Raw genomic sequence first — 14,840 nt, 5'->3', positions numbered from 1 at the left:
AGCGCCCTCTCCCCTTTGCCATGAGGCTATTCGTTTTTACTTCAGCTCGGCGACCGTCACACCGATACCGCCTTCTCCGTAATTCCCCAGGCGATAGCTCTTGATATGCTTATGCTTGCGAAGGTACTCGGAAATCCCTGTCCGTAAGATCCCTGTGCCTTTCCCATGAATGATATAAATCTGGCCTAAATTGCTTAAATAGGCTTCGTCAATGAAGCGGTCAACCTCGATTAACGCTTCCTCGAGGTTGGCACCTCGCAAATCCAGCTCGCTGCGAACGTTTTCATCGCGCGTACGTTTGACGTTTGGCGCCGTCCGTTGAACCGGCTTGCTGGCTGCCGGGGCTGCAGCGATCAGCTCCATGTCGTCCAGGCTCACCTTCATCTTCATGATACCGAGCTGAACAACCGCTTCTTTGCTGCCGGAGAGCTCCACGACATGGCCTTTCTGATTCAAACTGTACACCATGACCTCGTCGCCCGGTTCGATCTGCCGAGGCGGCTTCGCGGCTTTGTGGGCAGCCCCGGCTTTCTTACGACGCTGCGGTTCGGCTTCGTCCAGCTCCTTCCGAGCGGCGATCAGCTTATGCTCTTTGACGGCTGCGCCTTCCTCCAGCGCGAGTCGTCGCAGATCCGCGATGATCCGCTCGGCCTCCTGCCGTGCCTTAGCAATGATCGCCGACGCTTCCTCCTCCGCTTTCTCGAGGCGTTTATCACGCTGCTGCTCCAGCTTCTCCAGTTCCGTCTCGTGACGTTTGCGAAGCTCTTCCATCTCCCGCCGCAGCTGCTCGGCTGTCTCCCGCTCCTGTTCCGCACCGAGGCGGTTCTGCTCCAGCGAGGCGATCATATTCTCGACGCGCATGTCCTCTTCGGTCACTTCGCCGCGGGCATACTCCAGGATTCGCTCCGACAGGCCCAGCCGCTCGGCAATGGCGAATGCATTACTTCGTCCAGGAACTCCCACCAGCAGGCGATAGGTCGGACTTAACGTAGCGACATCGAACTCCATGCTGGCGTTGATGACGCCTTTCCGTTCGTAGGCATAGGCTTTCAGTTCGCTGAAGTGGGTCGTCGCGACCATCCGGCTGCCAAGGGAATGAATATGCTCCAGAATCGCGATGGCGAGCGCCGAACCTTCGGCCGGGTCGGTGCCCGCGCCAAGCTCATCCAGCAATACAAGGCTCTTCGGCGTCATCCGGCTCAAAATCGAAATGATGTTCGTCATATGGCTGGAAAATGTACTCAAGCTTTGTTCGATGCTTTGCTCGTCCCCGATATCGGCGTAAATGGCGTCAAATACGCAAAGCTGGCTTCCGTCTTCGGCGGGAACAAACAAACCGGACATCGCCATAAGACTGAGCAGACCAATTGTTTTCAGGGTGACAGTTTTGCCGCCGGTGTTCGGACCGGTTACGATAATCGTCGAGTACTGATTCCCCAGTTCTACGTCGATAGGCACGACCTGTTCGGCCGGAATCAGCGGATGACGGCCTTTCTTCAACTTGAGGTAGCCGCGGTCGTTCATACGTGGCAGTGTTCCCTTCAATTCCCGAGCCAGCCGGGCTTTGGCGAAAATAAAGTCCAGTTGGCCCAGCACGTCCCCGTCATACAGCAGCAGGTCCGCTTGCTCGCCGACCAGAGCGGTAAGCTTCTGCAGGATCACCTCGATTTCGCGTTCCTCGCGCAGCCGTGTCTCACGCAGCTTGTTGTTCATCGCCACAATCGATTCCGGCTCAATGAACAACGTTGCGCCAGATCCGGATTGATCATGTACGATCCCGCCGAAATGAGCGCGGTATTCCGCTTTAACTGGAATCACGAAACGGTCGCCGCGAATCGTAATCAGTTGATCCTGCAGCATCTTTGACACCGAGGACGAACGGATCATCGCGTCAAGCTTCTCGCGGATCCGCACCTCCCCGCCCCGCAGCTCTCGGCGGATGCTGGCGAGTTCGGAACTGGCCGAATCCAGTACCTCCGCGCTTTCATCAATGCAGCGCTTGATCGCGTCTTCCAAAGGCTTCTGTTCGCTTAAAGTATCGCTTAAATTAAACAGCAGCGGGACCTCGTGTTCCTCATGCATCGAAGCGACATACCGTTTGATTCGGCGCGCACCTTCCAGCGTAGTCGCAATGCCGAGCAGCTCGTGCGGATTCAACGTCCCGCCGATCCGAGCCCGCTTAACGGCCGGGGTGATGTCCACGATCCCGCCGAATCCGGGTGCGCCCTTAAGGCGATCCACCTTAAACGCTTCGTCAGTGGCTTGGAGCAGCCGCTTCACGTCCTCCAAATCGGTGACGGGCTGCAGCGCTTCCGCCGTTCTTTTTCCGAGCGCCGTTTGGGAATAGGCTGACAATTGATCTATAATTTTTCGATATTCCATGGTTTTAAATATTTTCTCGTCCAAGTACGTTCACAACTCCCCTCGGGCTATGATCTCATTATAGCGAAACCATTCATTTTTCGCCATTTACCCCACCGGACACATAAGAATGCACCTCGCGGAACATGCTAAATGCGTATAGCCAAACGTACTTACTTCTAAAAGGAGGCTATGTACCATGCATTTTCTGGGACACGTCGTGCGATTCATCGTCTCCGCCCTGGTTCTGCTGGTTGTGGGGTGGCTTGTACCGCAATTCAGCATCGGCGGATTCGGCAGCGCTTTGCTGCTCGCCTTGGTCATCGCCCTGTTAGGCTGGGCCATTGAGGGCATTTTCGGAACGAGGGTTACCCCGTTCGGGCGCGGAATTGTCGGTTTTCTTACGAGTGCGCTCGTGATCTGGCTTGCCCAGTTCATCATTTCCGGCGTATCCGTCTCCGTTATCGGCGCTTTGCTTGCCGCATTGGTGATCGGGATTATCGACTTGTTCATCCCTGTGGCAACTCCCTTTGACGCAGGTAAAGACAAAGCCAATCGTTAATGTTGGCGGTGCTCCAGATAAGAGACCGTTCCTCCGCAGATGTAACGTAGCGGAGGAATGGTCTCTTTCTCGATGTCATAAAAAAATAAACGTCTCACGGCAGCTTACTTATGACGGATGTCCCCCACGGATGTTCAACAATTCTTCAAACCTTGGGCATTCCGTCCCCTGCAAAATACGGTATGATATCCTTAAAATTGTCACATATATACTGTATCGCGAGGGATAATTGTGAAGAAAAGCATAGCCATCGTCGCAGGTTCCGTTTTGTTACTCCTTGTTACCGCTTGCAGCAGCGGGAATGCAGCTGAGACCAGCGGGTCTGCTGCCGATAGTAACATCAAGCCGGAAGCCGAGTTGGTCATTGAAGCCAGCAACTATCAATTCGATCAAACCGAATACCATTTAAAGAAGGATGTTCCGGTCAAAATCGTCTTTAAGAACGCCGCTGGCAATCATGGGGTCCTCATTCCCGGCCTGAAGCTGCAGCTTGACCGCAAGAACGACTCCGCCGTAATCGTCCCTACCGAAGTAGGCGAATTCGAAATGTCCTGCTCCGTGATGTGCGGCTCCGGCCACAGCGGCATGATCTCCAAGATCATCGTCGAATAAGCGAATCACGCATGCAACAAGAGCCCTCGGCGCACTGCCGGGGGCTCTTGTTGCATAATGCAATCCCTATCACCTTGTAGAGCTAATTCTGTTCAAGCAATTCGATCCATTCGTTATATTCCGATTGGAGTTTCGCATAATCGTCCTTCAGGCGCCGATATTCCTCATCCCGCTCAGCCTGCTGCTCCTGCTCTTTCTCCCGTTCGAGCTGCAGGAGCCGGAACTGATGGGATATCAGCTCGTAGCTGTCCGTGACTTCCTGCAGTTGCTCCGCTAACCGGCGTTTTTCTTCCTCGATTACCTCTACATCGCCGGCCATCGTCAATACACGCTCGCTTCCGGCTGCGCTCTCCTGCTGCCATTCTTCCAACTGGCGCTGCAGCTCGGATTCCTTCTCGCGCCAGGAGCTTAGTTCGCGTTCGGCCGAAGCCCACTGTTTCCGCCACTCCTGCTCCCGCTCCTCCGCTGCCTCGCGGTAGCGATCCAACTCGGATTCCAGCTCAGTGACCGCCTTGCGGCCGTCCTCAAGTTCCTGCAATCGCAGATTCAACTCGTCCCGTTCTTGCTCCAATTGCCGTTTCTCTTCTCCGGCTGTCTGCGCCGAAAGAAGGGCTTGTTCCCGCTCCTCCGCCGCACGCTCCGCCCGAGAACGCAGGGATTCCAGCTGAGCAGCTAATGCCCCGGCCTTATCTCGCTCTACCTGCAGCTCGGCTCTTGCTTCCTCCAGCCGGCTTGCTTCGGCCGCCAACTGCTCATTCAGTTGTTCGCTCTTGTCAGCGGCTTCGAGCAAGCTGATTTCCAGGCGGCTTAATTCCTCGCTGCGTTTCTCGGCCAGCTTCTGCCACGACTTCTCATTCTGCTGCGCCGTGCTCGCTTCGGCTCGGAGCTTGTCCTCCCGCTCCTTGGATTCCTGCAGCTTCTGCTGCAGTAGCTTGGTCTCCGCCTCCGCAGTCTGGAGCGTGCCCTGAAGCTGCTTGGCTTGCTCTTGAAGCTTCCCGCTTTGCTGCATCGCCCGCTGCTCGGCCGCCTTAGCGTCTTGCTCGCGCCGCTGCAGCTCGCTTACCTGCTTCTGCAGCTTGCCGGATTCCTCTTTCTCCTTCGCCGACTGCTGCTCGGCCTGGCGTAACTTGGTTTGGAGCTGCGAGTTGCTTCCTCGCTGCTCGTTCAACTGTCGCTCCAGCTCCTGCAACCGGGTGCGCAGCTTGCGAGTCTCCTCCTCCTGCCCCTGCAAAGAAGACTCCAGCTTCTCCGTTTGTCCAACGAGTTGGCGCTTCTCATTCTTCAGCTGCTGCTGTTCCTCCTGCAGCGCTTTATACATATTTTCCTGCTTGGCATGCAAATCCTGAAGGACGGAGTTTTCCTGGAGCAACACCGTTTTTTCCTGTTTGGCGTTCTGCAATTCGTTCTGCAACTGCTCGACCCGGATCGCTTCCTCGGCCATGCGCACGGCCGCCAGTACGGCTAACCGCGGCGTATCCAAATGGGGATAGGCTTGGGAGATGCTGCGCATATGTTCATCCACGCGGCGCGCCACCTGCTTCATATACTCCGCGCTGCTACCAACGATTTTATAAGAAGTTCCGTAAATTTCCACGTTTACGCTAATTCGGCCTTGGTTACTCAACGCTATGTGCCTCCTTCGGTCCTGTATGTCGTCTCTTAGATGCTGATATTTACACGAAAGTCACATCGAATCGGTCGTCCTTCAAATGATTCGATGTGACTTCGTGTAATTCCTGCTATTTTCTAAGTTCAGCCGCAAAAGTTTGCGACAGTCCTTCGACCACCCGGTCGTGGACCGAAGCCACTTCTTCGTCCGTCAACGTCCGTTCCATGTGACGATACACGAGCGATAAAGCCACACTCTTCTTCCTTTCGCCTAGTTTGGCTCCAGTAAAGACGTCGAATACCTCTACCGATTCAAGCAGTTCGCCTGCCGTTTCGCGAATCACGCCGATTAACGCTCCTGCTTCCACCTCGGAGCCGACAACGACGGCGATGTCGCGCTGCATCGCTGGATAACGCGGCAGCTCTTGGTAGACGTAAGCTTCGCCGGCGTAACGGTACAGCGGTTCAAGCAGCAGCTCGGCAACATACGTGTCGTCGAGATCCATCTCCCGCTGCAGCTCCGGATGAAGCTGGCCAAGCGAACCGATGCGCTCCTTCCCGGTTGTCCCGTTCAGGAACACCGAAGCCGAACGCCCTGGATGGAAGCCTTGCGGCCGATCCGCTTCATACGAAACTCGGTCAGCTAGGCCTAGGTACTCGAGCAGGCTCTCCAACGCGCCTTTGAGATCGAAGAAATCTACTTTCTCAGCCGGGGCATTCCAGCGTTTCTCCGCCCGATCTCCTGTCAATAACAGGGAAAGTACCGGCAGCTCGCTTGGCTGTTGAGTCAACTTCTCCTCCGAGGTCCGGAAAATCCCGCCGATTTCGAACAACGCCAGATTATCCTCCTTACGGTTGCGGTTGTAAACGGCGATATCGATCATCCCCGGCAATAGGCTGCCTCGCAGTACGCTGCGGTCCTCACTCATTGGCATAGCCAAGCGGATTTCCTTATCCCCTTCAACTAACTGTGGGAAGCTGGCGCTCACCCCTTCGCGGATGAAGGAGTAGCCCATGACTTCCTGCCAACCGCCATGTCCGAGCAAACAGCGAAGGGTCCGGCGCAGCGCCTGCGGTTTTGTGTAGCCGCCGATTGTCGTAACGCCTTCAATCATCGTTGTCGGGATGTTGTCGTAGCCGTACAGCCGAGCCACTTCTTCAATCAAATCAACGTCGCGCGTGATGTCACCGCGGCGTGTCGGCACACGGACCTCGATGACCTCCTCGGAGCCGGCACTTTCGAAGCGAAGCCGGGTCAAAATGGCTTTCGCCTCCAGGGAGGAGATGCTCGTGCCCAGGTAATCGTTCAGCTTTGCGAGCGACAAGGCGATAATCTTCTCTTCCGGCTCGCGATGAACGACTTCCACGATCCCCTGTGGCACATGGCCTCCAGCATGGGCTGCCATCAGCGCAGCCGCGCGATTCAAAGCTGGAATCACAGCCGCCGGATCCACCTCTTTCTCGAACCGTTGCGAAGCCTCCGAGCGAAGCCCCAATGTCCGTGACGTTTTGCGAACACTCCCGCCGGCAAATCTCGCCGACTCCAGCACGATGTTAACCGTTTGATCTGTCACTTCCGTATCGAGTCCGCCCATCACGCCGGCCAAAGCAACCGGACGATCCTCACCATCTACGATCAGCAAGGCGCCTGCTTCCAGCTCGCGTTCTTGACCGTCTAGCGTCACCAGCTTCTCGCCGGCTTTCGCCTGGCGCACGCCCAGCGTACTGCCGGCGATCTTGTCGGCGTCAAATGCGTGCAACGGCTGCCCGTATTCGAGCATCACGTAGTTCGTGATGTCAACGATATTGCTGATTGGCCGAATCCCTGCCGCCATCAATCGATTTTGCATCCACAGCGGCGAAGGGCCGATCTTTACGCCGGAGATGTAGCGCACCGCATAACGGCTGCACAGTTCAGGCGCGTCAATCTTCACTTGAATTCGATTCTTCGCCGACTCGCCTGGGTCGGCAAGCTTCGGCTGCGGCAGCTTCACGTCGCGGCTCAATATCGCCCCAACTTCATAAGCGGCCCCGAGCATACTCAAGCAGTCGGAACGGTTTGGCGTGAGGTCAAAATCCAGCACCTTGTCGTCCAGGCCCAGCAGGGCTGCGATCGGCGTGCCGATTGCAGCGTCCTCAGGCAATACGAGAATGCCCTCCTGCAGTTCCTTCGGCAGCAGCTTGTCGTTCATGCCCAGCTCCTTGGCCGAACAGATCATCCCTTGCGACAAGACGCCGCGCAGCTTGGCTTTCTTGATTTCCAGCCCGCCCGGCAGCTTCGCACCAACCAGCGCTACCGGAACCTTCTGGCCTGCGGCTACGTTCTTTGCGCCGCAAACGATTTGCAGTTCTTCCTCCTGCCCGGCGTCGACGAGGCAGATGTTCAGCTTGTCGGCATCGGGATGCTTCTCTTTGCTCTTCACAAAACCAACCACGACGTTAGTAACGCCTTGATTGCGATTTTCGATCGAATCGATTTCGATCCCGGAACGGGTGATTTGCTCTGCCAGCTCTTCAATGTTGACCCCTTCCAGGGAAATATAGTCGGACAACCACTCGGTTGATACTTTCATTGTCAGTTCCCTTCCCTCTTTACGATAAATTAAACTCTGGCAAACTGCTGCAGGAAACGCAGATCGTTATTGTAGAAGTAGCGGATGTCGTCGACGCCGTACTTCAGCATAGCGATCCGTTCCACGCCCATCCCGAATGCGAAACCGCTGTACTCTTCGGGATCATAACCGCTCATCTCCAGCACGCGCGGATGCACCATGCCGCTGCCGAGAATCTCCAGCCAGCCGGACTGCTTGCATACCCGGCAACCGTCGCCGCCGCATTTCATGCAGGTCACGTCAACCTCGACGCTTGGTTCGGTGAACGGGAAGAAGCTCGGACGCAAACGAATTTGCGTGTTCGGCCCGAACATTTTACGTGTGAACTCCAGCAGGGTGCCCTTGAGGTCGCTCATCCGGATTCTTTTGCCAACAACCAGCCCTTCAATTTGATGGAACTGGAACGAGTGGGTCGCATCATCGTCGTCCCGTCGAAATACGCGTCCCGGGCAGATGATCTTGACCGGCACTTCGCCTTGCATCGCCTCCATCGTACGCACCTGTACCGGTGACGTTTGCGTGCGCATCAACAGATCCTCCGTCAGGTAAAAGGAATCCTGCATGTCGCGGGCCGGATGGTCCTTCGGCAAATTCAGCGCTTCAAAGTTGTGGTAGTCGGTTTCCACCTCGGGGCCTTCCGCAATCCGATAACCCATGCCGATGAAAATATCCTCGATCTCCTGGATCACCTGGTTAAGTGGATGAATGCTCCCTTGTTTAAGCGGACGGCCGGGCAGCGTCACGTCGACTCTTTCGGCAGCCAGGCGCGCTTCGGTCTCCTGACGATGGAAGTTCGCTTGCTTCTCTTCGATCACCGCTTCGACCGCGGCTCTCACCTCATTGCCGACCTGGCCGATTACCGGCCGCTCCTCCGCGCTTAAGGATCCCATCCCGCGCAGGATTTCGGTTAATGCGCCCTTTTTGCCCAAATATTTGACTCGCAGGTCGTTCAAATGCCCGGCGTCCGTTGTTCCCGCCAGCTCTTTGAGCGCCTCTGCTTTTATTGCTTCTAGACGTTCTTTCATGGATTGCTCCTCCTAAAAATGTGATGAGCGCTGCTTCTCGATCGGTTTCTTACAAAACCTTTCCGAGTCCTAAGCGTCAGTTCAAAAAGTCAACCTCTTAAGACAAAATAAAAAGGCCTTCTCTCCCGTAAGGGACGAAAAGACCGTGGTACCACCCTTGTTAGAGCGCCGCATAACCTTCCTCAGCCTCAAGGCGCTGGGATTGCGCGTTGCTCTCACTTCAACGAAATAACGGCTCGTAACCGGTATCCCTTAATGTGCCGGCCTGCCCAACAAGCCTTACGGCTTTGCCCGTACAGCGACAGTTCAAGGAACTGCTCCGGAGCGAACTTCAGCAGCACCGGCTCCCTAGCGACGCTCTCAATCTTCGGCGTCCCTTCCCTGTTGGTCGGTTCTCTGCTTACTCTTCTCCATCAACGCATTTCATGTCATAATTAACTGCTATTATATGCTAAACCGGCTGCCGTTGGCAAGCCGCCGTGAAATTATGGTATCTTAGAGAAGTTATTTGGCTCCACAACCCTAACGCAAAGGAGAAACACGCCCATGAACGGCAATGAAAGAAAAAACATCGCGCCCGGCCTCACCGTGGACATCGTATTAAAAAAGGACCAGCCCACCGGCAAGCTGACCCGCGGCGTGGTCAAGGACATCCTGACCAATTCCGCTACCCATCCGCATGGCATCAAGGTCCGGCTGCAGGACGGTCAGGTAGGCCGGGTGAAAACCATCCTCCCGGGCAAAACCGAATAAACAAGGCGGCGATACAGCTATAGCCGCTTTACCGGATGCCGCAATACGGTTTTCATCTTCTCGGGCGCGGTTTTGCGCGGGTCCGACAAATAGATTTCATGATGTTTGCGAAGATCATCGAAATTCTCGGCTAATCCGTTCGCCTCAAGAAAGGAAGCCAACCGGGCCACCGATTCTTGTTCGGTCTTAAATGGACCCCTATGCATCACTTGGACGCAAAGCCCCTCCTCGAAGACGGCTAATCTTACGTCATTCAAATCGAGCTCGGGCTTCTTCTTCGCCGTCCGTACCTTCACCCGGTTCAGCAGCTCCTCTGTGACGAATTCAGGCTGGCGGATCATCGAGGTCCAAACCCACTTGTCCCGATTCGGATCAAACCCGATATTCTCCGAATCCCATAATCCCTCCAGCGGAGGAACGACATATTCGAAGTAACCGGCAGGCTTGTTTTCTCCCAATTTGCTCATTTTGATACCATACGATAAAGCGTACAGCTTCTGTACAGCCATTTGATAGCTCCCTCCATCGGGGTCGCCTTTACCGTCCACCATGAGGAACTGCATCGGCGGCACTCCAACCAGTACCGGCTCTCTCCCCGGTAGATACAAGTCTTTGTATTTCTTTTTGAAATCCAATTTATCTGCCATGATCCCACGCTCCATCCTAGTCTTGCTTCCAGCGCTTCAACGTCGGGAACCAGGCTAACATGGTCTCCTTCGCTTTGACCTTATCCGCAAACATGCCGGAATCCCCGCCAAACTTCAAGCATTGCTCGATCATTTCCTCCATCGTCACCTCGCTTGTGAACTGTCCTCCCTCGTAGCAGTACACGCAATACTCCTGATGTTTGCTGCCATCCCCGTTTGTGCCCAGTACCTCTTCGTTCGACAGCGGCATCCCGCAGCTTTGACAGAACGTTACGTTTCCCGTCTGATTCATATTCATATCCAATCCCTCCTCCTTAAGATGCCCTCATTTTAGCAAGGCGAATTTGACATCTGTCTGTCATATTAAGAAGGATTGGAATACATTTCGGCAATTTTCTTTGCTTTGGCTTGTAAAATATCCCGGATATGCGGCGGCGAAAGAACCTTCACATTCTCGCCAAAGGACAGTAGATAACCATATATCCAGTCATCCTCCGGATAGCTGGCCGTAACAAGGAAATAGTCGTCCTTCTGTTTGAGAATGCGGGTCCGCTCAAACTCATCAAAGATCCTGTACGCCATATGCGGGGGAAACAAGAGCTCAAGGTCCACGTAGGTGAATTGATCGTCCGGCATCGCGACATCCACAGGCTTAAGCTGAATGTCCCGGCGGAGCTCATACAACCGATCGGTGATCTCAAGCTCTTCAATCCGGCTGATTTTAAACGTGCGTAAATCTCGGCTCTGCAAACAATAACACTGCAAATACCATGAGCGGTTCTTAAACTGCAGCCTCATCGGCTCGACGTGCCGCTCCGTCCTCTTGCCATACGAGCTATAGTAAACAAACTTCGCAACCCGCTGCTCCAAAATGGCCGTCTTCAACAGTCCGAATTTGCTGCGCTCCACATCCCCGCTGTTCCAACCGGAGAAATCGACATCAATCCAGTGGACCTCCTCTTTTCGGAAAAGCGTGCTCAGTTTGGACAACACTTGGCTCGTCTGCAGGGCGTTCGTGGCTTCCAGACTCTGCAGTCCAAACAGGATTTCCTTCTGCTCGTCTTCTGACAACAGGGATTTGTTCAGGACAAAGTCCGGCAACAGCCCAATTCCGCCGCCTTTCCCTTTGCTGGCGTAGACGGGAATTCCCGCACCGCTTAACGTATCAATATCTCGGTAGATCGTACGGGTGGACACCTCGAACCGCTGCGCCAGCTCGGCGGCGGTCATCGTCTTGCGTTCCAGCAGCAAGTATACGATTTGGAACAGCCGGTTCATCTGCATGTGTACCCTCTCCTTTGAAATCAAGTATACCGGAGAAATGCGACATAGCAATGTCATATTAATAAAAGAAGGACTCTCGAGGAGAGCCCTTCTGCTTGGTTACTTCGTTACGCCATGTGCGGTTGTTTAGGCGCTGGGGTTTGCGTTCCAGCATCTTTTTTCTTATGAAACAGCTTGCGGAGGTAAGGAAGTACATAGTAGTCGAGGCCGATTTTGCCGGCGTTGGCCGCAGCGACGAGGACCAGGACTTCAAGAATCAACATTTGTGCGTTGGTGCTTACCGTACCCGAGAAGAGGAACGCGGCGTTCATCACGAAGCCCATCAGTGCGGCGAAGGTGGTGAAGGTACCGAGGATGAGACCGATGCCGACCAGGAATTCACCGTAAGGCACCAAGACATTGAAGAGGTCGACGTTTGGCAGGGCGAAGTGTTGTAAGAAGGTCGCCCACCAGCCTTGCACGGCGGGGTGTTCGCCGGTGCTGTTCGCGATCGCTCCGGTCAGGAAGCCCGCGGCATCGAAGCCGCCGGTCAGTTTATGATAGCCGGCTTCGATCCATTGATAGCCGAGATACACGCGGATGACGGTCAAGAGCCACATTGCCACTTTATTTGTTCTAAGGATATTGTTAAACATGATACCCACTCCTTTGGTTATGTACGATTTTGTTTTTCGGATGATCATCTTTGATGTCTTTATTATATGTGATATTTTTCACTATATATGTGATTTAAATCACAAATATTAAAAATTGTGTATTTAAATTTTTAGACGCCGCCGGTTCCAGCTTTAAAACGCAAAAAAATCCTTACCAGAGTAAGGATTTCGAATTCTTTCATATGGAGCGGGTGATGGGAATCGAACCCACGCTACCAGCTTGGAAGGCTGGAGTTCTACCATTGAACTACACCCGCAGATGACCTGCAACAGATAAAAATCATGAAGATCGGGACGACACGATTCGAACATGCGACCCCCTGGTCCCAAACCAGGTGCTCTACCAAGCTGAGCTACGTCCCGTTGTAAAATGCAGGCCCTTTTTGGGAAGGCAAAAATTAATATACCATGTTTCGAGGAGCGAAGCAAGCGGGAATTATTTACAATTTAAGATGAGCTGCGTAGCGCGAGCCGTGAACCAATAAAAAATCCTTAGCCGGCTAGCCGGCTAAGGAACTCGCTTTCCAATACGCCGGCAGGCACCGGCTTGCTAAATAGATATCCTTGTCCTTCGTGGCAACGCTGGAGCTTTAGGAACTCCAGCTGCTCCTCGTTCTCCACGCCTTCGGCCGTCACTTTCAGCTTTAAGTGATGAGCCATCGTGGTGATGGTGGAGACGATAGCTGCATCGTTTCCGTCGTACATGACCTCTTTCACAAAGGCCCGATCGATTTTCAAACGGTCGATCGGCAGGCTTTTTAAATAATAAAGAGAACTGTAGCCTGTGCCGAAATCATCAATGCTGATATGTATTCCTAAACGCTTCAAGCGATGGAGCTGGTCCAGCGCGGTTTCAATATCGTAGGTCATGCTTTCCGTCACTTCGAGCTCCAGATAACGCGGATCCATCCCAACCTCGCGCAGGATCGCGTCCACGCGCTCAGCCAAATTATATTGGCGGAACTGTCGCATCGATAAATTGACGGATACGCAAACCGGCTCAAAGCCGTCCAGCTGCCATTTTTTATTATGCAGACAAGCCGTCTTCAGCACCCATTCTCCGAGCGGAACGATGAGTCCGCTCTCTTCGGCCAACGGTATGAATTCGCTTGGCGGCAATAACCCCCGCTTCGGATGATTCCAACGGACGAGCGCCTCCATCCCGACCATTTTCCCCGTATCCAAACTGATCTGCGGCTGGAACTCCAGGAAGAACTCCTCTCGCTCCAACGCCTTGCGCATATCGTTCTCCAATTCCACCTTCGACTGGGTACGTTGCTTCATCGCCGCATCATATCGCATAAAGTCTACGCCATTCTCCTTGGCATGATGCACCGCCATATCCGCATATTGAATCATCTGATTCACCGCGTCCCCATCATTCGGAAACACGGATAAGCCCATGCTCAGGGAAATATGGTATTCGGTGTCGTCAATAAGCACCGCCGGATCCACGGAAGCCAGCAGCTGCTTGGCCCGCTCCTCAGCCGCCGCATCGTCCGGCAGTTCCGGGAAGATCACGGCGAATTCGTCTTCACCCATCCGATACACCCGTTGCTGCTGCCCCTCCAGCGCCGACAGGCGGCTCCCCAGCTCGGTGAGCAGCTTGTCTCCCGCGCTGTAGCCCAGGGAGTCGTTAATCGCTTTAAACCGGTCGATATTGATGACCGCGACGCCGGTGCAAGCCCTCGAGAACACCAGGAACTCGCCCAGCTGCTCTTTCATTTGTCGCAAATTCGGCAGACCGGTCAAATCATCGTGATAAGCCATATGCTTCATTTGGGCTTCCGCCAGCTGCTTGCCGCGCATCGGTTCCTCAATGGTCAGCCGGTAAACGCCTTTTAGTACGATGTAATAAGAAATGCCCATATACCATTGTCCCGCCGCTTGCGCCAAATCCCCGCCCTGTCCCGTTGGGAAGGTTAGCAGAACATGTCCCATCGCCATAAACAACAGCGCTCGGGTCACCGTCATGATAGCCGGCGGGCGTTCTGCGCGGTGCCGATACAATATCGCCATCGCGGTGATTACGTACAACAACGGAATGCCCGCTCGCAGGATGAACATCCCGAACTCCAAATCGAACAGAGACGGCAGGCTGGCTTGATACCGGTTTAAAAGAAGCAGTACCACTAAGGACAACAGACCTGCGCCTGTAAACATGGCGATCTTCTGATGTCCGTTCACCTGCTGATCCTCCGCGGCGAAAATTCGCAGCATCCCCAGCGCCCCCAGCGTATGCGAAATCACCAAAAACCAAGCCGCCAGACTTCCGCCCGGTTTGAATCCGAGCAAAGTGACGTCTCCGTGCGAAGCGGCGTAAAGAATATCCAAGATCCCGATCATGGTAAATAAAACGGCCGTATACAGCCGTTGCTTGGAAAGTTTATCGATAAACAGAATCCATCCCTGCGCAAATATGGCAAACGAAACAGCCAGGCACATCAACCCCGCCAGGAGATGCATCGTTTGAATGAGCGCGTCCGCCCCTGGTGGAAAATCGTTCCACGCCGACAGCCGGATCACCCCGACCATTGCCGCCAATCCGATTACCCCTTGGATGATTGTCGTTTGTTCCTCTGCCCTAATCCTCAATGCGTATCAACCTCCGGAGGTAAATTCTGTCTTCCGTCATGAAACTACTAATTCAACATATTCCGCTTATTTCCTGCCTTTTCTCCAAATTTGTCGATGAAAAAAAAGAAGCCCGAACGCGAGGC

At 54.2% G+C, this 14,840-nt stretch carries 12 protein-coding genes and 2 tRNA genes; 3 read left to right on the top strand and 11 right to left on the bottom strand.

All coding sequences use genetic code 11. From position 1 onward, the window contains the following. Positions 1-36: 36 nt before the first annotated feature. Positions 37-2,406, bottom strand: a complete 2,370-nt coding sequence (locus M0651_RS02325; RefSeq protein WP_248550222.1) for an endonuclease MutS2 — start codon at positions 2,404-2,406, stop codon at positions 37-39. 154 nt (positions 2,407-2,560) lie between these two features. Here M0651_RS02325 and M0651_RS02320 point away from each other — a divergent pair, with 154 nt between their 5' ends. Together M0651_RS02320 and M0651_RS02315 are read left to right on the top strand one after the other, a co-directional pair. Beyond that, entirely contained in the window at positions 2,561-2,923 is a 363-nt protein-coding gene (locus M0651_RS02320; RefSeq protein WP_248550221.1) for a phage holin family protein, read from the top strand. 231 nt (positions 2,924-3,154) lie between these two features. Continuing rightward, positions 3,155-3,535: a cupredoxin domain-containing protein gene (locus M0651_RS02315; protein ID WP_248550220.1), complete on the top strand. Its 381-nt coding sequence runs from the start codon at positions 3,155-3,157 to the stop codon at positions 3,533-3,535. Between the two features lie 82 nt (positions 3,536-3,617). Here the strand turns inward: M0651_RS02315 and zapA are convergent, their stop codons facing one another. From zapA to pheS, 3 genes are all read right to left on the bottom strand, one after another. Next, positions 3,618-5,159, bottom strand: a complete 1,542-nt coding sequence (gene zapA, locus M0651_RS02310; RefSeq protein WP_248550219.1) for a cell division protein ZapA — start codon at positions 5,157-5,159, stop codon at positions 3,618-3,620. 115 nt (positions 5,160-5,274) lie between these two features. Next, positions 5,275-7,716, bottom strand: a complete 2,442-nt coding sequence (pheT, locus tag M0651_RS02305) for a phenylalanine--tRNA ligase subunit beta (RefSeq protein WP_248550218.1) — start codon at positions 7,714-7,716, stop codon at positions 5,275-5,277. A gap of 29 nt (positions 7,717-7,745) precedes the next feature. Further along, complete coding sequence (pheS, locus tag M0651_RS02300; RefSeq protein WP_248550217.1) at positions 7,746-8,780, bottom strand: phenylalanine--tRNA ligase subunit alpha; 1,035 nt, start codon at positions 8,778-8,780, stop codon at positions 7,746-7,748. Positions 8,781-9,326: 546 nt separating this feature from the next. Between pheS and M0651_RS02295 the strand changes: the two genes are divergently transcribed. Then, on the top strand, positions 9,327-9,533 hold the full coding sequence (locus M0651_RS02295) for a YwbE family protein (RefSeq protein WP_248550216.1): 207 nt from the start codon (positions 9,327-9,329) through the stop codon (positions 9,531-9,533). 17 nt (positions 9,534-9,550) lie between these two features. Here the strand turns inward: M0651_RS02295 and M0651_RS02290 are convergent, their stop codons facing one another. The 7 genes from M0651_RS02290 to M0651_RS02260 all read right to left on the bottom strand — a co-directional run bounded on the left by M0651_RS02290 (position 9,551) and on the right by M0651_RS02260 (position 14,715). Then, positions 9,551-10,183, bottom strand: coding sequence for a GyrI-like domain-containing protein (locus M0651_RS02290; protein ID WP_308195439.1), 633 nt, complete (start codon positions 10,181-10,183; stop codon positions 9,551-9,553). Positions 10,184-10,196: 13 nt separating this feature from the next. Beyond that, a complete protein-coding gene (locus M0651_RS02285) occupies positions 10,197-10,478 on the bottom strand; it encodes a zinc ribbon domain-containing protein (protein ID WP_248550214.1) in 282 nt (93 codons plus the stop codon). A 65-nt stretch (positions 10,479-10,543) separates the two neighbouring features. After that, positions 10,544-11,464: a helix-turn-helix transcriptional regulator gene (locus M0651_RS02280; protein ID WP_248550213.1), complete on the bottom strand. Its 921-nt coding sequence runs from the start codon at positions 11,462-11,464 to the stop codon at positions 10,544-10,546. A gap of 107 nt (positions 11,465-11,571) precedes the next feature. Next, complete coding sequence (locus tag M0651_RS02275; protein WP_248550212.1) at positions 11,572-12,099, bottom strand: DoxX family protein; 528 nt, start codon at positions 12,097-12,099, stop codon at positions 11,572-11,574. Between the two features lie 204 nt (positions 12,100-12,303). Beyond that, a tRNA-Gly gene (locus tag M0651_RS02270) sits at positions 12,304-12,377 on the bottom strand. A 32-nt stretch (positions 12,378-12,409) separates the two neighbouring features. Then, positions 12,410-12,483: transfer RNA gene (locus M0651_RS02265), tRNA-Pro, on the bottom strand. Positions 12,484-12,612: 129 nt separating this feature from the next. Continuing rightward, entirely contained in the window at positions 12,613-14,715 is a 2,103-nt protein-coding gene (locus tag M0651_RS02260; RefSeq protein ID WP_248550211.1) for a putative bifunctional diguanylate cyclase/phosphodiesterase, read from the bottom strand. Between the last annotated feature and the right edge of the window lie 125 nt (positions 14,716-14,840).

Source organism: Paenibacillus mellifer (assembly GCF_023195895.1).
GTDB classification, from domain to species: domain Bacteria; phylum Bacillota; class Bacilli; order Paenibacillales; family Paenibacillaceae; genus Fontibacillus; species Fontibacillus mellifer.
The sequence above is the reverse complement of the archived record's forward strand: the minus strand, read 5'-3'. Positions and strand labels throughout refer to the sequence as shown.

Excerpts from the sequence above, each read along its gene's own strand:
- M0651_RS02280 (WP_248550213.1), bottom strand. The coding sequence starts at position 11,464 with ATGCAGATGAACCGGCTGTTCCAAATCGTATACTTGCTGCTGGAACGC.
- pheT (WP_248550218.1), bottom strand. The coding sequence starts at position 7,716 with ATGAAAGTATCAACCGAGTGGTTGTCCGACTATATTTCCCTGGAAGGG.
- M0651_RS02295 (WP_248550216.1), top strand. The coding sequence starts at position 9,327 with ATGAACGGCAATGAAAGAAAAAACATCGCGCCCGGCCTCACCGTGGAC.
- M0651_RS02285 (WP_248550214.1), bottom strand. The coding sequence starts at position 10,478 with ATGAATATGAATCAGACGGGAAACGTAACGTTCTGTCAAAGCTGCGGG.
- M0651_RS02275 (WP_248550212.1), bottom strand. The coding sequence starts at position 12,099 with ATGTTTAACAATATCCTTAGAACAAATAAAGTGGCAATGTGGCTCTTG.
- pheS (WP_248550217.1), bottom strand. The coding sequence starts at position 8,780 with ATGAAAGAACGTCTAGAAGCAATAAAAGCAGAGGCGCTCAAAGAGCTG.
- M0651_RS02320 (WP_248550221.1), top strand. The coding sequence starts at position 2,561 with ATGCATTTTCTGGGACACGTCGTGCGATTCATCGTCTCCGCCCTGGTT.